Here is an 18,293-nt window from a genome sequence, read left to right as displayed (position 1 = left end):
AAGATGAACGCGCATGCCGTGGAAAACCCGTCTGGCGCCGCGCCCATTCTCGAAGTGCGCGGGCTGAGGACGCATTTCTTCACCCGTGCGGGCGTGGTCAAGGCGGTGGATGGCGTGGATCTCACGCTCGCGCCCGGCGAGATCCTGGGGTTGGTGGGCGAGTCGGGCTCCGGCAAGAGCATCACGGGGTTTTCGCTGATCGGGCTGCTCGACGAGCCGGGCCGCGTGGTGGACGGCGAGATCCGCTTCAACGGCGAGGATCTGCGCCATGCGTCGGCCGAGCAATGGCGCGCCTTGCGCGGACGCGACATCGCGATGATCTTCCAGGATCCGATGATGACGCTCAATCCGGTGCTGCGCGTGGACACGCAGATGATCGAGGCCGTGCGCGCCCATGCCCGCGTCTCGCGCGAACAGGCGCGCCAGCGGGCGTTGCAGACGCTTTCCATGGTGGGCATTCCGGCGCCCGAGGAACGCCTGCGCGCCTACCCGCACCAGCTCTCGGGCGGCATGCGCCAGCGCGTGGCGATCGCCATCGCTCTGCTGAATTCGCCGCGCCTGATCATCGCTGACGAGCCGACGACGGCGCTGGACGTGACCATCCAGGGCCAGATTCTGTTCGAGGTGCAGAAACTCTGCCGCGAGACGGGCACCGCGCTCATCTGGATCACCCACGACCTGGCGGTGGTGGCCGGCCTGGCCGACCGCGTGGCCGTGATGTATGCCGGCCGCGTGGTCGAGACGGGCAGTACCGCGGACGTCATCGGGCATCCCATGCACCCTTATACGCATGGACTCATCGCCTCTATTCCCACCCCGGAATCGCGGGGCCGGCCGCTCATGCAGATACCCGGCATGACGCCTTCCCTGCTGAATCTACCCCGGGGCTGTGCATTCCGCGGGCGATGTCCGCGGGCGACCGACGCCTGTCTGGCCGAGCCGCAGCCCGAACAGGTGCGGCCCGGGCAATGGGTGCGCTGCTGGCATGCCGGAGGACCGCGGAATCCATGAGCGCCGAACGCACATCCGACATGCCCATCCTGGCGCTTTCCGGCATCGAGCTGCGCTTCGTGCAGCCGCTGGACCTCGCGGCGCGCATCGCCAATCTGCTGGGGGCAGGGCTGCGCACGCAGGTGGTGCATGCCGTGGCCGGCGTGGACCTGGAAGTCCGGCCCGGCGAAGTGCTGGGCATCGTGGGCGAGTCCGGCTGCGGCAAGTCCACCCTGGGCCGTGTGGTGTCGGGCATTCTGCCGCCTACGGCCGGCGAACTGCGCTATCGCGGCGTATCCGTCGCGGAAATGCACGGACCCGAGCGGCGGGCCTACGAACTGGGCGTGCAGATGATCTTCCAGGATCCCCAGGCCTCGCTCAATCCGCGCATGCGCGTGCGCGACATCGTCGGCGAAGCGCCCGTGGCGCACAGGCTGGTGTCCCGGCGCGAGCAGGCCGATTACGTGGCCGCGCTGATGCGGCAGGTGGGGCTGGACCCCGCTTTCGCGCAGCGCTATCCGCACCAGTTCTCGGGCGGCCAGCGCCAGCGCATCGGCATCGCACGGGCGCTGGCGCTCAAGCCCTCCGTCATCGTGTGCGACGAGGCCGTGGCGGCATTGGACGTATCCATCCAGGCGCAGGTGCTGAACCTGTTCGCCCGGCTGCGCGAAGAACTGAACCTGACGTACCTGTTCATCAGCCACAACCTGGGCGTGGTGAGCCACGTGTCCGACCGGGTGGCCATCATGTACCTCGGCCGCATCGTGGAGCTGGCGACCACGGACGACGTATTCCTGCGCGCCAACCACCCCTATACCCAGGCCCTGCTCAAGGAATTGCCCACGCTCGCGACGGGCCGCCGCGCCTATCAGCCCATCCAGGGCGAACTGCCCTCGCCCCTGGATCCGCCCTCCGGCTGCGCCTTCCATCCGCGATGCCCGCATGCCATGCCGCGCTGCAAGGCGGAGCGGCCGCTGCTGAGGCAGATCGCGCCGGGGCATATGAGTGCATGTCATTTGAATGATATGGGGGCATAGCGGCGAGCGGACGGGCTTGAGGCGTCAGGAGGGTATCGGCGTTTTTTCCGGAACCGGCTGCGCGGCCAGGCTGCGGCCTGTTGCGGCCAGTTCGCGCAGCAAGGGATGCGGCACCAGCGACTCTCGCCCTGTCTTGCGCGCCATGCGATCCAGTGCGTCGCAGACCGCGACCAGCCCTGCCTCGTCCGCGTAGCGCATGGGCCCCACGCTGGCCGCGGGCCAGCCGTACCCGTACCGCCATACCACATCGATGTCGCTGGCGCGGCGGATGACGCCTTCGGAGAGGATGCGCACGCCTTCGTTGATCATGGGGTACAGCAGCCGTTCCCGTATCTCGGTATCGGAAAAAGACTCCCGCTCGATGCCCGCGGTCTGCGCGATGCCCTCGATGAGAGCCTGCACTTGCGGATCGGGAATGGGCGCGCGGCTTCCTGGCGCGTAGCGGTAGTAGCCTTTGCCGGTCTTCTGGCCCAGGCGTCCCGCTTCGCAGATCGCGTCGGCGATGGCAAGCGGCAGTCCGCGCGCCTTGCGGGTGCGCCAGTTCACATCGACGCCCGCCATGTCGGTCATGGCGAACGGCCCCATTGGAAAGCCGAACCGCGTCAGGACGCCATCGACCTCATGAGGCAGAGCGCCGTGCAGCAGCAGGCTTTCCGCCTCGATCGTGCGCCGCGAGAGCATGCGGTTGCCGACGAATCCATCGCAGGCGCGCATGGCGACCGGCTTCTTGCCCAGTTTCAAGGCCAGGGCGAGCGCGTCGGCCAGGGTTTGCGGCGCCGTGTCGCGGCCTTGCACCACCTCCACCAGCGGCATGATGTTGGCCGGACTGAAGAAATGCATGCCCACGGTTCGCTCCGCGTGGCTGGCGGCGCTGCCGATGGCATTCAGATCCAGGAAAGACGTATTGGTGGCCAGCAGGCAATCCGCGTCGATGATGGCGCAAACCTCGGCATACAGCCGTTGCTTGAGCGCCAGATCCTCGAAAACGGCTTCGATCACGGCGTCGGCATCCGCCAGGGCCGATAGCGAATCCGTGAGCGCAATGCGGCCGCGCGCGGTCCGGGCCTGCTCCGGGCTCATTCTTGCTTTGGCCGCAGCGCCCGCATATGCGTCGTCCATGGCCTGGGCGGCGCGCTGGCGCGCCTCGGCATCGGGATCGACAAGCTGCACCGCAATACCGGCGTTGGCGAAGGCCATGGCAATGCCTCGGCCCATGGTTCCCGCGCCGATCACGCCGGCACGGCGGACATCCCGCCGGGGCGCCGGCAACCCGGGCGGCGCGGACGCCAGGATTTCCGCCTCGGCAAGATAACGCGCGGCATCTTCCGTATCGATGAGAGCATGCGTATGAGTCATGAAGCTTCCTATAGCGTCTGGACGGTGCCCAGCAGAGCGGTCACCTGGCTGGAGAGTTGTCCGCCGTTGCCGTGCGCGAGCGCGATGGAGGGTTCGGCGACCTGCCGGTCTCCGGCATCGCCCCGGAGTTGCGTTACCGCTTCGATGAGCGCAAAGATGCCGTACATGCCGGGATGGCAGCACGACAGCCCGCCGCCGTTCGTGTTGACGGGCAGCGCTCCGCCGGGCGCGATGCGGCCTCCCGAAACAAAGGGTCCGCCTTCCCCCTTGGCGCAAAAGCCGAGATCTTCCAGAAACAGGATGGGGTTGATGGTGAAGGCGTCGTAGAGCTGCAACAGGTCCACATCTTCCGGACGCAGGCCCGACATGGAGAAAGCGCGCGCGCCGGACGCCGCCGCGGCGGTGCGGGTCAGGTCCGGCATGCTGGAGATCTGCCTGTGGGTGGTGGCGCTGGCAGCGCCCAGCACGTAGACGGCAGGCTTGCGGCTGTCGCGCGCGCGATCGGCCCGCACGAGAATGAGCGCGCCGCCGCCGTCGGTCACCAGGCAGCAGTCCAGCAACGAAAGAGGATCGGACACCATGCGCGACGCAAGCACGTCCTCGATGTACAGCGCGTCGCGCACGTAAGCCTGGGGATTGAGCCGCGCCCAGGCCCGCGCCGCCACGGCGACTTCGGCGAGCTGTTCGCGCGTGGTGCCGAATTCGTGCATGTGGCGAGCCGTGGCCAACGCATAGCCGGAGATCGGGCTGCGGGGTTCGAAGTCCGCTTCCCAGTTCATGCGCTCGGAGAGCGACTTGAGCCGGGCGCCTTGTGACCGCTGATCCGATCCATAGCAGATGCAGGCCACCTTGCACAGGCCGGCATCCAGCGCCATGAGCGCGGGCAGCAGATGTCCGACAAAAGAAGAACCTCCTATGTTGGTGCCGTCCATGTAGGCCGGACGCAAGCCCAGATATTCGGCGACCGAAAGCTTGGGAAAGAATTCCGAGAGCGTGGCGGCGAAAAGCCCGTCGATGTCGCTGACGGCGATTCCGGCGTCGTCGCACGCGGCCGACACTGCCACGGCGAGCTGGTCCAGCGAATTCATGCCCGGGTTTTCCCAGCCCGGCGTCGTGCCAATGCCGATGATCGCGGCCCGGCCTCTCAATTCATGCGCCATGGATTTCCCCCTGCGGATCGAAGACCACATTGAGGCGTCCGCCCACGGTGGCGATGCGCGCGCGCACGGCCATGCCGATGCGCACGCGTTCCGGCGCGATGCCCTCCACACGGCTCAGCATGCGCGGGCCTTCTTCGAGCTGGATCAGCGCCACGTTGTAGTCTCCGCCCTTCTCCTGGCGGCGCCTTACGACGGTTGTGGAATAGACTTCGCCGCGCCCGCTGACATCCTGCCATTGCAAGGTGGAGCGGCCGCTCCAGGGCGAGATGACGCGCGGGTAGAACACGAAATTTCCGGAGGCTGTGCAGCGCTGCAGGCAAAACCGTCCTTCCGCGAGAAAGCGCCGGTACTGCGCATCCGGGGGCGGAGAATCGGACTCAGGCATAGGTTGCGACATCGTCTTCCTCGCTGACGGGCTGCCCTTCGGAAACCAGTATTTCGCCGATGGTGCCCGCCTCTTCGGCTTCTACGGGAATTTCCATTTTCATGGACTCGACGGTGACGATGACGTCGCCCGGCTGGACGTTCTGGCCGGGTCCGACGTGAATCTTGATGACGGATCCGGAGACGATGGATTTGATGGTGTTCATGATGTTTTGCTCGTAATTGACTCAGGCAGGAACGGTTTCGGGAGCGGCCAGCACGCGTTCGGTAATGCGGATATCCAATGTCCCGTCCAGGTACTCCGGGTGCGCCAGCGCGTGCAGCAGGAAAGGAACATTGGTCTTGATGCCCTCGATCCGGCAGGCCGACAGCGCCTGGCCCAGACGCTGGATGGCCTGCCGCCTGTCCGCGCCGTGCGCAATCACCTTGGCGACCAGAGGGTCGTAGTGGCGAGGCACGTCGCAGCCTTCCGCATAACCCGTTTCGATGCGGATGCCTGCCCCGCCCGGCAATGAAAACGCCGACAGGCGGCCCGGGGATGGGAAGAAGCGCTTGGGATCTTCCGCGTAAATGCGTGCCTGGATCGCGTGCCCCGCGGGGGGGGCAGGCGCGCCCAGCACGGCATCCAGCGGTTCGCCGGCCGCCAGCCGGATCTGTGCGGACACGATGTCCACGCCGGTGATCTCTTCGGTTACCGCATGCTCGACCTGCAGGCGGGTATTGACCTCCAGGAAGCTGAAACCTTCTTGTGGCGTGTAGAGCATCTCCACCGTGCCGATAACGTCATAGCCCACTTTGGCCAGCAGTGTTTCGAGCTGGGCGGACATGGCCTCGACCTCGCGGATATCCAGGCCGGGGGCGCGCGCTTCTTCGATGACTTTCTGGTGACGGCGCTGTACGCTGCAATCGCGTTCATGCAGCGCCCGCACGCTTCCGTAGCGGTCGGCCAGGAACTGGAACTCGATATGGCGCGGCCGTTCGAGCAGTTTTTCCAGATAGAGGGCGGGCTCGCCGAAACTGCGCGCGGCCATGGCGCGCGCGCTGGCCCAGGCCGGCGCCAGATCAGCTTCGCCATGCACCGGCACCATGCCGATTCCCCCGCCTCCGCCGGCCGGTTTGATCAGCACCGGATAGCCGATCGCGGCGGCGGCGGCAGCCACCCGCCCGGCATCGTCGGGAAGCACCGGAGAGCTTGCCGTTTGCGCGATGCCGCGCTCGCCCATGTAGCGTCGCGCGCCGGTCTTTTCGCCCAGGCGCTCGATCCAGTCCGGAGACGGGCCGATGAAGCACAGGCCCGCCTGTTGCACCTTGCGCGCGAAATCCGCGTTCTCCGACAGGAATCCGTAGCCTGGATGGACGGCATCGGCGCCGCTGCGCCGCGCGATGTCCAGGATCGCCTCCTGGTTCAAATAGCTGGCCGCGGGGGCGTCGTCGGGCAGCGCGTAAGCCTGCGTCGCGCGGGCCACGTAGGGCAGCCCGGTATCGATGGGCGAGTGAATGACGACGGACTCCAGGCCCAGCGTCTCCAGCGCCCGCAGCACGCGCGCGGCCACCGCGCCGCGATTGGCGATGAGCACCCGTCGCAACGGCCGGGAGGAGGAAGCAGGATGGGCGCGGCTCATGTGTTTTCTCCCTGGATGACGACGGCATCGACCACCATCGGCGCAGCGCCTCGCCGCACCATGACGGGGTTGGCGTCCACCGATAGGTACTTCCCCTGCCCTGCCGCGAACCACGCGCCAAGCCGCACGAGCAACGCCGCCAGTTCGCGCGTGTCCACGGCAGCCAGGTTGCGGGTGGCGACGAATCCGCGCGCGACGTCCAGGCGTTCGATGGCGGCCTGCGCCTGCGCGGCGTCAAACGGCCAGACCAGGAATTGCGTGTCCCGCAGCGCCTCCACGAGTACGCCGCCCTGCCCCACCATGACCACGGGCCCGAACACCGGATCCCAATGCGCGCCGACCGCCAGTTCGAAGTCGCCGCGGCACTGCTCGGCCAGCAGCAGGCCGTCGAAGGGCGCCTTCAGGCCGCGCACGATTTCCGCATAATCGTCCCATGCCCGAAGGGCCTGGTCGACGCCGGCAATGCCCAGCCGCACCAGGCCATGATCCGACTTGTGGGTGATGGCCGCGCAAACGCCTTTTGCGGCCAGGGGCGCGGGCAGCGAGGCGAAGGCCCGCGCAACCTCGTCCCGCTGGCGGCACCACTGGCGGCGCGCGACAGGCAGGCCCGCTTCGGCGACCAGCGCAAGGCTGTCCGGCTCGTTGAGGGCGCGGCCCTGAGGCGATGCGGGAACGGCGGGAAGGCGTTCGGCGCTTTGGGACGCCAGCGTCCGGTTCTGCGTATACGCCCTGAGCATGGCCAGTCCGCGTATGGCGCGGAACTCGCTTTCGAAGACCGGAACGCCGCGTTCGCGGAACTCGCGCGCCACCCAGTCCTGCACGGCGCACACCGTGACCGGCAGGCCGGTCTGCGCCACGAAGTCCGAGGTCTGCCGGGCGAAATACGCCATGTCGTAGCCTTCGCCGCCGATGGGAAACCCGACGAAGAAGCTGTCCGCGGCGCCGCTTTGCGCGACGGCCTGCAGCGCGCGTCCGTAGATGTCCGGCTGCCCCAGCAGCGCCGTCGTCATGTCGATGGGGTTGCGTGGCGCGACGAACGGAGGAAGCACCCCGCGCAGCGTCTCGGTTTCCGCCGGGGAGAAGCGTCCCAGCGCCATGCCGTTCTGCTCGGCGGCGTCGGCCGCCAGCACGCAGGTCGCTCCCGAGTTGCTGATGGCGACGATGCGATTGCCGCGCGGCCGGGCGCGCCGCTCGAAAAGCGGCGCGTATTCGATCAGCTCCTGAAAATCGCGCAGGCGGACGATGTTGTTCTGCCGCAGGAATGCGTCGGCCAGGGCATCCTCGCTGGCAAGCGCTCCCGTATGCGAGCTGGCGGTCTGCTGGCCAGCCTGCGTGCGGCCGGCCTTGACGGCCAGGATGGGGACATCCCGTTGCGCGGCCAGCCTCGCGGCCCGGACAAGCGTGCCGGGGTCGCGCAGCGATTCCGCGTACATCAGCACCAGCCGCAGGTCCGGGTCCTCGAGCACGCCGAGCACCGTCTCACCGGTGTCGAGATCGGCTTCGTTCCCGGTGGCGACCAGGTAGCGCACGCCCAGGCCCTGGCGCCGCAGGCCGCCGTAGACGATGGCGGCGCCGGCGCCGCTCTGGCTCACGATGGCGATGCCGCCGTCCTGGGGCGGGCACTCGTTGATCATCGTGGAAAAACTCAGGATGGCGTTGGAGCGGAAATTGGCGATGCCCTGCGTATTGGGGCCGAACAGCCGCAGCCCGGCTTGCCGGGCGCGCGCCACCAGGCGTTGCTGGGCGCGCTCTCCTTCCGGGCCCAGCTCGGCAAAGCCGGAAGAATAGATCACCGCGCCCCTGGCGCCCACGCTCACGCACTGCTCCACGGCGGCTTCCACATCCTTGCCGGCCACGCTGATCACGACGAGGTCGGGTGATTGAGGAAGGTCGGCCAGCGTTTTGTAGCTGTGCAACCCCTGGACCTCGGCACGATTGGGGTTGATGGGGTAGACCTCTCCGGCAAAGCCATGTCTTTGCATGTAGGCGATCGGACGCCCGCCCGCCTTGATCGGGTTCTCGGACGCGCCCAGTACGGCAACCCGGCGCGGATTCAACAGATCCAGCATGGCGCTGGCGCAGGACGGCTTATTCAATTTTCACTCCCGCTCGCGCGACGACGTTCTTCCACTTGTCGAGCTCGCTGTTGACGAACCCGGCGAACCGGGCGAGATCCATGTCTCCCGGTTCCGTGCCGTTCTCCGCGAACCAGGGCCTGGCCTGGCTGCTGTTCATGCTGGCGCGGGCGAGCTCATTGAGCCGTGCGGCGATGGCCGGAGCAAGGCCGGCCGGCCCGTAGAAGCCGATCCAGGTGATGGCCTCGTAACCCGGAACGCCCTGCTCCGCGATAGTGGGCACCTGGGGCAAGGCCGCGCTGCGCCTGGACGAGGTAACGCCCAGCGCCTTGACCCGGCCGTCGCGCACATAGGGCGCCATGGTCATCACGTCATGGAACAGCGCGGGGATCTGGCCGCCCAGCAGGTCGGTAAGCGCGGGCGAGGCCCCCTTGTACGGCACGTGCGTCATCGGCGCGCCGGTTTCGAGCTTGAACAGTTCGCCGGACAGATGGGTGGCTCCGCCGATGCTGGAAGAGCCGAACATTACGCCGCCTGGACGCTGTTTGGCGTACGCAACGAAACCCTGCACGTCATTGACGGGGACGTTGTTGTTGACGACGAGCAGGTTCGGCGTGGTGGCCAGCAAGGCCAGGGGGGTGAAGTCCTTGCGCGCGTCATAGGGAAGATTGGCGCGCACGGCGGGGTTGATGACGTGATGCGTGGCCGAGACCAGCAGGGTGTAGCCGTCGGGCTCGGCGCGCGCGACGAATTGCGTGCCGATCTGGCCGCTCGCGCCGGCGCGGTTTTCCACGACCACCGATTGATGCAGCGCGTCGCTCATGTCTTTGGCCATGCGGCGGGCCAGCACGTCGGTCATGCCGCCCGCGGGAAACGGCACGATGATGGTGATGGGCTTGGAAGGCCACTTGGCGTCGGCCGCGCCGGCCGCAGGCGGCAAGACGCCTGTCATGGCAGCGAGCAGGGCGAGGCCCAGCGACCTGACGCAGTGTCTGCGAGAAAACATGTGAAGTCTCCATATGCCGGGCGAAACGGCCCGTTGTCGTGGTGTGCGGCGTCTGGCCTTCAAGGACGGATGCCGAAGCTGACCTGGCCGGGCTCGCGCAGGCGGGCGGTCAGGTTGACGAAATCCACCAGTTTGTTTCGGGTCTGGCGGGGATCGATGATGTCTTCGATTACGAACGCTTCCGCGCTGCGGAACGGCGAAGTCAGGCTGCGCACGCGCTGCTCGATTTCGGCGCGCTTGCGTTCGGGATCGTCGGCGCCTTCGATTTCGGCCTTGTAGGCCACTTCCAGGCCGCCCTCGATGGGAAGAGAGCCCCAGTTCGCCGATGGCCAGGCATAGCGGAAGTTGTGGCGGCCCATGTGCTGGTGGGCCGCGGCGGCCACGCCATAGGCGCGCCGGATGATGATGGAGCACCAGGGAACCGTGGCCTGGTACACGGCGGCCAGCGCGCGCACGCCGTAGCGCATCACGCCCGATTTTTCGGCGTCCACGCCGATCTGGAATCCGGCAATGTCCACCAGATTCACCACGGGCAGGTGAAACGCCTGCGCAAGATCGACGAAGCGCGTCAGTTTCTCGGCCGTCGCGCGGTCCCAGCCGCCGCCATAGTGATAAGGGTCGCTGGCAAGCACGGCGACGGGCCATCCGTCTATACGGGCCAATCCCGTAACCAGGGCCTTGCCCCATTTGCGGCCCATCTCCATGAAGCTGCCGGGGTCGGCCAGCGCTTCGACGATGGGGCGGATCTTGTAGACCGAGCGGGAGTCGCGCGGGATGGCCGAAAGCAGCCATTCCTGGTTGGCCGCCTCGGCGGGCGCGGGCCCGCGCGGAGGCAGTTCGAAAACCGAGGACGGCAGATACGAGAGAAAGCGCCGCGCGCGCTCGAAGGCCTCCTCCTCGCTGTCGGCCTCGTCGTCCACCACGCCATTGCGCGTATGGATCTGGCTGCCGCCCAGCTCGTTCTTGGAGACGATCTGGCCCGTGCGCGCCACGACGGGCGGGCCGGCGTTGAAGAGCTGGGACGTGTCCTTGACCATGACCGAGTAGTGGCTGGCCGCGACGCGCGCCGCGCCCATGCCCGCCACCGAGCCCAGCGCCAGGGACACCACCGGCACCCGCGTCATGTTTTCCACCACGTGCCGCCAGACTTTCATGGTGGGGATGAGCGTGTGGCCCTTGGTCTCGATATTGCGCACCGAACCGCCGCCGCCCGTGCCGTCCACCAGGCGGATGATGGGAAGCCGCAGGTCTGCGGCCATGCGTTCCGCATAGATGAGCTTCTCGCCGACCGCGCCATCGTTGGCGCCGCCCCGCACCGTGAAGTCGTCTCCCATGAGCACGACGGGCCTGCCCTGGATCCGGGCATGGCCGATGACGAGATTCGACGGCGTGAAGTCCAGCAACTTGCCCGAGGCGTCGTACTGGCCGCTGCCCGCCAGCACGCCTATTTCGTTGAAGCTGTCCGCATCGGCCACCGCCTCCACGCGTTCGCGCACGGTCAGCTTGCCTGCGTCCTTGTGGCGTTGGACCTTGTCCGGCCCGCCCATCTTCATAGCCAGTTTCTTGCGGTATTGCAGTTCGTCGACTTCCGGTTGCCAGGACATGGCAGACTCCTAGATGTGTATTTATTGCGTACACTCCTGAAGCAATGAACGTGCCAACCCGGTTTTCCCTTGGAGGTTCCCGGCGTATGACATTAGACTGTTCTCAATAAAGACAGGTGTGGACAGAAAGGAGACACTGTTGTCCTCATTGAGTACACGGGCGGAGCTGAGCATCGTCGTGTTCGACGGCGATTGGCGCGTGGTCTGGAGCCGGGGCGCCGCGGACCAGGCGGCCGTGCGGGATGCCTGCGCCGGGGCTGCGCGGAACGCGGTCGGCAGGGACGGCGCCGAACGCCTTTTCGAGGTGGACGCGGGCCAGCAGGGCCGGTTCCTGGCGCTGGGCTGTCCGCAGGGCGACGGTTGCGCCGTGCTGCTGCGCCGCGCGGAGCGCGCGGGCCCTCTATTCGATTTCATCGCGGCGGTGCCTTTCGCCACCGAGATATTCGGCTTCATGATCAGCAACCCCTATCAAGCGGTGACCGTGGCGGATGTCCAGGGACGCATGTGCTACATCAGCGAAGTCCACGAGCGCTTCCTGGGACTGAAACGCGGCGAGGCGATTGGGCAGCCCGCCGCGAAGGTGATCCCGAACTCGCGCCTGCCGGAGGTGGCGCGGTCCGGCAAGGCGGAGATCGCGCAACTGCAGCACATGCTGGGGGTGACGCGGGTGGTGAACCGGCTGCCCATCCGTCGCGGGGACGAAGTCGTGGGGGCCATCGGCCAGGTTCTGTTCAAAGAGCCCGAGGCCGTGTTCCGCATGCAGCGCACGGTGATCCAACGCCGCGCCGAGCAGGAAAGCGACACGCCAGACCATGGCGCGGCGGGCCTGCTGATCGGGCGCAGCGCGCCCATGCAGCGCCTGCGGCGCGAGATAGAGACGGTGGCGCACCTGGACGTGCCGGTGCTGGTCCTGGGCGAAAGCGGAACCGGCAAGGAACTCGTGGCGCAGGCCATTCACCGCACGGCCCACGGCGATGGCGGGGCGCCGCTGGTGAGCCTGAACCTGGCCGCGCTGCCGGCGACGCTCATCGAGGCGGAGCTGTTCGGATACGAAGCCGGGGCCTTCACGGGAGGCAACCGGCGCGGCCAGCGCGGACGCATCGAACAGGCCGGCGGCGGCACGCTGTTTTTGGACGAGGTGGGCGATATTCCCCTGGAGATGCAGGTCAAGCTGCTGCGTGTTCTGGAAGACCGCCGCATCGAGCCGCTGGGCGGCGGCGAATCGCGGCAGGTGAACTTCCGCCTCATCACCGCAACCAACCGCCACATGCAAGGGCTGATCGACGCCGAGCGATTCCGACTGGATCTGTATTACCGCCTGAGCGGCGTCGTGCTGCGCATCCCTGCCCTGCGCCATCGGCGCGAGGACATTCCCGAGCTCCTGCAGCACTTCGTGCACGGTTTCTGCCGCCGCAATGGCATGCCGGTGCCGCGCATCAGCGGCGACGTCATCCGCTACCTGGCCAACCGCGATTGGCCCGGCAACGTCCGCCAGCTCCGCCAGCGCGTGGAGGAAGCGCTGGTGTTCTGCGACATGGAAGAACTGCGCGTGCAGGACTTCGAGCGCAATGCCGCGGGAGAAGCGGAAATTCCACCGGCGCCGGTCCGGACGGGCCGGCTCGACGAGCTCGCCTACCACGCGGTGTTGCGCGCCGTCGCGGAAACGGGAGGCAACAAGAAAAAGGCGGCCGAGAAACTGGGTATCGCGCGCTCGCATCTGTACAAGATACTGGCCCGGGGCGGCTGAACAGGACGATGTTCAGCCGCCGGCACGCGTGCTAAAACGAACCATCTCGCACCCAACTTATCCACAGCCATGAAGACTATTGCCGAAATCGAGCGCGCGCACGGCGAGCTCACCGAATTGCGCCGCGACATCCATGCCCATCCCGAGCTGGCGTTCAACGAAACCCGCACTTCCGCGCTGGTGGCCGAGCGGCTGCGCAAATGGGGGCTGGAAGTCCACACGGGCCTGGGGAAAACCGGGGTGGTGGGCGTTCTGCGCGCGGGCAGCGGCAAGAAGACGATAGGCTTGCGCGCGGACATGGATGCGCTGCCGATGCCGGAGCACAACCGGTTCGCGCACAAGTCCACCGTCAGCGGCCGCATGCACGGCTGTGGACATGACGGGCACACCACCATGCTGCTGGGCGCGGCGCAGTATCTGGCCACGCATCGCAATTTCGACGGCACGGCGGTGTTCATCTTCCAGCCGGCCGAGGAAGGCGGCAACGCGGGCGCGCGCGCCATGATGGAGGACGGCCTGTTCGAGCGCTTTCCGTGCGATGCGGTGTTCGGCATCCACAATATGCCGGGCATGCCGGTGAACCAGTTCGGCTTTCGGGCGGGGCCGACCATGGCCTCGAGCAACCGCTGGGACATCGTGATCCGCGGCGTGGGCGGGCACGCGGCGCAGCCGCATGCGTCGGTGGATCCGATCATCGTGGCGGCCGATATGGTGCATGCGTTGCAGACGGTGATTTCCCGCAGCAAGAATCCGCTGGAGCAGGCCGTGCTGTCCATCACGCAGATCCACGCAGGCGATGCGTACAACGTGATTCCGGGCGAGGCGGTGCTGCGCGGCACGGTGCGCACGTATACCGTGGAAACGCTGGACAAGATCGAGGCCGACATGCGCCGCATCGCCACGACGCTGCCGCAGGTATACGGCGGCACGGGCGAGCTGGATTTCGTGCGCGCGTATCCGCCGCTGGTGAACTGGGAAAAAGAAACCGAGTTCGCGGCCAGGGTGGCCGAGCAGACGTTCGGCGCGCAGCACGTGCTGCGCGACATGCCGCCCTTCATGGGCGCGGAAGACTTCTCCTTTTATCTCGAAAAGGTGCCGGGGGCGTATCTGTTCCTGGGCAATGGCGACGGCGATCACCGGCTCGAAACCTATCACGGCATGGGACCGTGCCAGCTACACAATCCGAACTACGATTTCAACGACGCGCTGCTGCCGGTGGGCGCGACCTACTGGGTGAAGCTGGTGGAAGCCTACCTGCCGGCGGTCTGATCCGGGAAACCGCCGTTTGCGAGTCTTTGCTTATATGCAGGGCGAATAAGGCCGCGGCAAGGCGCCGCGGCCTTATTCTTTCTTATATGACACGAAGCTTGGTCGACAAGCCGATAACTTCGTTTGAGATTGGGGGTGGCGCTTTTCATAATCGGTTCTTTCCCGACATTCGCACGCGCATGCCGCGAGCGCAAAAGGAGCGACCGATGCCCCAAAGCAATGTACTGCGCCGAGACGAGGAACCCCTCGCGGCGCCCGCGCAGTCGTTCGAGATCCGCGCCCTGCCTGGACCGCTGGGCGCGGAGATCATAGGCCTGGACCTGGGCCGCGAGCTGAGCCCGGAAGATTTCGCGCGGGTGCGCAAGGCGCACCTGGATCATCATCTGCTGGTCTTTCGCGACCAGCGCATTACTCCGCAGCAGCACATCGATTTCAGCCGCCGGTTCGGCAGGCTGATGATCCACGTGCTGCACCAGTTTCACCTGCCGGGCCATCCGGAGATCCTGGTGGTGTCGAACATCGTCGAGGATGGAAAACCCATCGGGCTGGGCGACGCGGGAAAGTACTGGCATTCCGACATCTCGTACAAGCCGCTGCCCAGCCTGGGTTCGCTGCTGCACGCGCAGGAGCTGCCGGCCGAAGGCGGCGATACGCTGTTCGCCAACATGCACCTGGCCTATGACACGCTGCCGCCCGCATTGCGCAGCGCGATCGAAGGCCGCACGGCCGTGCATTCCTATCTGGCGAAGTACGGTCAGCTCCAGAAGCAGGGGAATTGGCGCCCGAACCTGAGCGCACGGCAGTTGGCGCAGGTGCAGGAGGTGTCGCACCCGGTGGTGCGTACGCATCCGGAGAACGGCAAACGGGCCCTGTTTGTGAGCGAAGGCTTTACGACGCGCATAGAGGGCCTGCCGGAAGACGAGAGCCGCCAGATCCTGGAGGCGCTGTTCGCGCACAGCGTGCGGCCGGAGCACATCTACCGCCACCGCTGGCAGCCGCACGACCTGGTGTTTTGGGACAACCGCTCGCTGATCCACCTGGCGGCGGGCACGCCGGATCATCTGCGCCGCAAGCTGTACCGCACCACCATCGAAGGCGACAAGCCTTTCTGAGCGCGTTTTTTTGCGCCGCGCCGATCCGCTGACTTTCAAGGAAACCCATGCGTATTCATTTCTCCCTTCGTAATCGCGCCGTGCGCGCGGCGCTGGCCCTGCTGGCGCTGGCATTGGCGGCGCCCTCGCCTGCCCTGGCCGAAGGCCGCATCCGCATTGCCGAACAGTACGGCATCGTGTATCTGCTGCTCAATGTGGCGCGCGACCAGAAGCTGATCGAGAAGCACGGCAAGGCCGAGGGTGTGGATATCTCGGTGGAGTGGGCCAAGCTGTCGGGAGGCGCCGCCGTCAACGAGGCGCTGCTCTCCGGCGCAGTGGATATCGCGGGCGCGGGCGTGGGTCCGCTGCTGACGATCTGGGACCGCACGCGCGGCAAGCAGAACGTGAAGGGCGTGGCCTCGCTGGGCAATTTTCCGTACTACCTGGTGAGCAACAATCCCAAGGTCAAGACGATCGCGGACTTTACCGACAAGGACCGCATCGCCGTGCCGGCGGTGGGCGTGTCGGTGCAGTCGCGCGTACTGCAGTTGGCGTCGGCCAGGCTCTGGGGCAACGAGCACTACAACAAGCTGGACCGGATATCGGTGGCGCTGCCGCATCCGGACGCAGCGGCCGCCATTATTTCGGGCGGCACCGAGATAACGGGCCATTTCGGCAATCCGCCGTTCCAGGAACAGGAGCTGGCCGCCAACCCCCAGGCGCACATCGTACTGAGTTCCTATGACGTGCTGGGCGGCCCCAGCAGCTCTACGGTGCTTTTCGCCACCGAGAAGTTCCGCAGCGAGAATCCCAAGACATACCGGGCTTTCCAGTCGGCGCTCAAGGAAGCGGCCGAGTTCGCCTCGTCGCATCCCGAGCAGGCGGCCGATATCTATCTGCGGGTGACGGGTGCCAAGCTCGAGCGGGATTTCCTGGTCAAGGTCATCCGCAATCCGGACGTGCAGTTCAAGCTGGAGCCGCAGAACACTTTTCTGCTGGCCGAGTTCATGCACAAGGTGGGCGCGATCCGCAATGCGCCGTCGAGCTGGCGCGACTATTTCTTCGATGATGCGTTGACGGCGCAAGGAAGCTGATATGCGCGAAGCGAACGCCCGGGCTGTGGATAACGGTGGAAATCCCGCGCCGCTGCTGCGTGTGGATAAGGTGTCGATCGATTACAAGACGCCGCAGCGGCGCGTGCGCGCCACGCACGAGGTGAGTTTCGACGTGCTGGACGCGGAACGCTACATACTCCTGGGGCCTTCGGGCTGCGGAAAGTCGACGCTGCTCAAGGCCGTCGCGGGCTTCATCAAGCCGGCGCTGGGTGCCATCGAGCTGGACGGCAAGGCGGTGCGCGGCCCGGGGCCCGACCGCATCGTGGTGTTCCAGGAGTTCGACCAGCTGCCGCCATGGAAGACCGTGCTGGAGAACGTTGCGTTTCCGCTGGTGGCGTCGCGCAGGTTGGGCCGGCGCGAGGCCCGGGAACGCGCCACGCACTATCTGGAAAAAGTGGGCTTGTCGGCTTTTGCACAGGCTTATCCCCATACGCTGTCGGGCGGAATGAAGCAGCGCGTGGCGATCGCGCGGGCGCTGGCCATGCAGCCGCGCATTCTGCTCATGGACGAGCCGTTCGCGGCCCTGGACGCGCTGACGCGCCGGCGCATGCAGGAAGAGCTGCTGGCGCTTTGGGACGAAGTGAAATTCACGCTGCTGTTCGTCACGCATTCGATCGAAGAAGCGCTGGTGGTGGGCAGCCGCGTGCTGCTCTTGTCGCCGCATCCCGGGCGCGTGCGCGCGGAACTCAACGCCCATGCCTACGGCATGCACAGCCAGGGATCGGCCGCGTTCCAGTCCGCGGTCCGGCGCGTGCATGATCTGTTGTTCGAGCCGGCTGCCGCACCCCTGGCGCGGCGCGCCGCCTGAGGAGGCGTCCATGTCGTCACTGGCTCAACCGGCGTCGGGACGTCCGGACATCGAATATGAATTGCCGGAGCTGCCCGAGCTGGCCGCGCCGGCCCCCCTGCCCTGGCATGAACGGCTGTGGGGCCACGCGGGCCTGCGCCGGCTGCTCATTCTGCTCGCGCTTGCGCTGGCCTGGGAAATCGCGGCCCGCGTGGCGGACAACGATCTCCTGCTGCCGGGCGCCTGGCAGACGGCGCGGGCCTTCGCGCAAGGGCTGGCCAGCGGCGAGCTCGCGGCGCGGGCCGGCCAGTCGCTGCGCGTGCTGGCGCAAGGCTATCTGTCAGGCGTGGCGCTGGCCTTCGCGCTCACGACGCTGGCCGTGTCCACGCGCCTGGGGCGCGACCTGCTGGCCACGCTGACCGCCATGTTCAATCCGCTGCCCGCGATTGCCCTGCTGCCCCTGGCCCTGCTGTGGTTCGGCCTGGGCCAGGGCAGCCTGGCCTTCGTGCTGGTGCATTCGGTGCTGTGGCCCCTGGCGCTCAATACCTATGCGGGCTTTCTGGGCGTGTCGGACACCCTGCGCATGGCGGGGCGCAATTACGGGCTGACGGGCCTGCGCTACGTTATCCACATCCTGGTGCCCGCCGCCCTGCCCGCCATCCTGGCCGGACTGAAGATCGGCTGGGCATTCGCCTGGCGCACGCTGATCGCCGCCGAGCTGGTGTTCGGCGCGTCCAGCGGCCAGGGCGGGCTGGGCTGGTACATCTTCCAGAACCGCAACGAGCTGTACACAGACCGGGTTTTCGCCGGCCTGGCCGCGGTGGTTATCATCGGCCTGCTGGTGGAGGGGCTGGGCTTCAATACGCTGGAACGCCTGACCGTCCGGCGCTGGGGGATGCAGCGCTAGGGCGCGCCAACCCTGAAAGAAGCTTCGCACAGGCGGATAACCGGGCGCCGGGCTGGGCGCGGCCTTATGACGTGAAGCTCTGATCTAACTTCCACAACTTCGTTGGCGCGGGCGGCTGCCGTTCCCATAATGAAGCCTCGCCG

The 18,293-nt window shown here is 66.9% G+C and carries 16 protein-coding genes; 8 read left to right on the top strand and 8 right to left on the bottom strand.

All coding sequences use genetic code 11. The annotated features are described in order from the left end of the window. Positions 1-3 precede the first annotated feature (3 nt). Together NGJ44_RS05035 and NGJ44_RS05030 are read left to right on the top strand one after the other, a co-directional pair. Complete coding sequence (locus NGJ44_RS05035; RefSeq protein WP_053244396.1) at positions 4-1,011, top strand: ABC transporter ATP-binding protein; 1,008 nt, start codon at positions 4-6, stop codon at positions 1,009-1,011. Continuing rightward, the gene (locus NGJ44_RS05030) at positions 1,008-2,027 is read left to right on the top strand and encodes an ABC transporter ATP-binding protein (RefSeq protein ID WP_251863286.1); all 1,020 of its coding nucleotides are present in this window, start codon (positions 1,008-1,010) and stop codon (positions 2,025-2,027) included. Before NGJ44_RS05035 ends, NGJ44_RS05030 begins: the two co-directional genes overlap by 4 nt. A 24-nt stretch (positions 2,028-2,051) precedes the next feature. Here NGJ44_RS05030 and NGJ44_RS05025 read toward each other — a convergent pair whose 3' ends face one another. From NGJ44_RS05025 to NGJ44_RS04990, 8 genes are all read right to left on the bottom strand, one after another. After that, positions 2,052-3,383 carry a 3-hydroxyacyl-CoA dehydrogenase gene (locus NGJ44_RS05025; protein ID WP_251863285.1) on the bottom strand — a complete coding sequence of 444 codons (1,332 nt, stop codon included), beginning with the start codon at positions 3,381-3,383 and terminating at the stop codon, positions 2,052-2,054. 8 nt (positions 3,384-3,391) lie between these two features. Then, positions 3,392-4,543, bottom strand: a complete 1,152-nt coding sequence (locus tag NGJ44_RS05020; RefSeq protein WP_251863284.1) for an acetyl-CoA acetyltransferase — start codon at positions 4,541-4,543, stop codon at positions 3,392-3,394. Beyond that, on the bottom strand, positions 4,533-4,829 hold the full coding sequence (locus NGJ44_RS05015) for a Zn-ribbon domain-containing OB-fold protein (RefSeq protein ID WP_353506945.1): 297 nt from the start codon (positions 4,827-4,829) through the stop codon (positions 4,533-4,535). Before NGJ44_RS05015 ends, NGJ44_RS05020 begins: the two co-directional genes overlap by 11 nt. 91 nt (positions 4,830-4,920) lie before the next feature. Beyond that, the gene (locus NGJ44_RS05010) at positions 4,921-5,133 is read right to left on the bottom strand and encodes an acyl-CoA carboxylase biotin carboxyl carrier protein subunit (RefSeq protein ID WP_251863282.1); all 213 of its coding nucleotides are present in this window, start codon (positions 5,131-5,133) and stop codon (positions 4,921-4,923) included. Between the two features lie 21 nt (positions 5,134-5,154). After that, positions 5,155-6,549 carry an acetyl-CoA carboxylase biotin carboxylase subunit gene (locus tag NGJ44_RS05005; RefSeq protein ID WP_251863281.1) on the bottom strand — a complete coding sequence of 465 codons (1,395 nt, stop codon included), beginning with the start codon at positions 6,547-6,549 and terminating at the stop codon, positions 5,155-5,157. After that, entirely contained in the window at positions 6,546-8,618 is a 2,073-nt protein-coding gene (locus NGJ44_RS05000) for an acetate--CoA ligase family protein (protein WP_251863300.1), read from the bottom strand. The genes NGJ44_RS05005 and NGJ44_RS05000 overlap by 4 nt, the downstream gene beginning before the upstream one ends. 19 nt (positions 8,619-8,637) lie before the next feature. Continuing rightward, a complete protein-coding gene (locus NGJ44_RS04995; protein WP_251863280.1) occupies positions 8,638-9,630 on the bottom strand; it encodes a Bug family tripartite tricarboxylate transporter substrate binding protein in 993 nt (330 codons plus the stop codon). Between the two features lie 59 nt (positions 9,631-9,689). Continuing rightward, on the bottom strand, positions 9,690-11,234 hold the full coding sequence (locus NGJ44_RS04990) for an acyl-CoA carboxylase subunit beta (protein WP_251863279.1): 1,545 nt from the start codon (positions 11,232-11,234) through the stop codon (positions 9,690-9,692). A 139-nt stretch (positions 11,235-11,373) separates the two neighbouring features. Here NGJ44_RS04990 and NGJ44_RS04985 point away from each other — a divergent pair, with 139 nt between their 5' ends. From NGJ44_RS04985 to NGJ44_RS04960, 6 genes are all read left to right on the top strand, one after another. After that, on the top strand, positions 11,374-12,981 hold the full coding sequence (locus NGJ44_RS04985) for a sigma-54 interaction domain-containing protein (protein ID WP_251863278.1): 1,608 nt from the start codon (positions 11,374-11,376) through the stop codon (positions 12,979-12,981). Between the two features lie 69 nt (positions 12,982-13,050). Beyond that, positions 13,051-14,250 (top strand): M20 aminoacylase family protein, encoded by a 1,200-nt coding sequence (locus NGJ44_RS04980; RefSeq protein ID WP_251863277.1) that lies wholly within the window; start codon positions 13,051-13,053, stop codon positions 14,248-14,250. 206 nt (positions 14,251-14,456) lie between these two features. Continuing rightward, complete coding sequence (locus tag NGJ44_RS04975; RefSeq protein ID WP_251863276.1) at positions 14,457-15,362, top strand: TauD/TfdA dioxygenase family protein; 906 nt, start codon at positions 14,457-14,459, stop codon at positions 15,360-15,362. A gap of 47 nt (positions 15,363-15,409) precedes the next feature. Next, the gene (locus NGJ44_RS04970) at positions 15,410-16,435 is read left to right on the top strand and encodes an ABC transporter substrate-binding protein (protein WP_053244390.1); all 1,026 of its coding nucleotides are present in this window, start codon (positions 15,410-15,412) and stop codon (positions 16,433-16,435) included. Between the two features lies 1 nt (position 16,436). Further along, entirely contained in the window at positions 16,437-17,264 is an 828-nt protein-coding gene (locus tag NGJ44_RS04965) for an ABC transporter ATP-binding protein (protein ID WP_053244389.1), read from the top strand. A gap of 10 nt (positions 17,265-17,274) precedes the next feature. Beyond that, positions 17,275-18,150, top strand: a complete 876-nt coding sequence (locus tag NGJ44_RS04960; RefSeq protein WP_251863275.1) for an ABC transporter permease — start codon at positions 17,275-17,277, stop codon at positions 18,148-18,150. Positions 18,151-18,293: the final 143 nt, after the last annotated feature.

It is taken from the genome of Achromobacter sp. Marseille-Q4962 (genome assembly GCF_943737005.1).
In the GTDB taxonomy this organism is placed as follows: domain Bacteria; phylum Pseudomonadota; class Gammaproteobacteria; order Burkholderiales; family Burkholderiaceae_B; genus Achromobacter.
The sequence above is the reverse complement of the archived record's forward strand: the minus strand, read 5'-3'. Positions and strand labels throughout refer to the sequence as shown.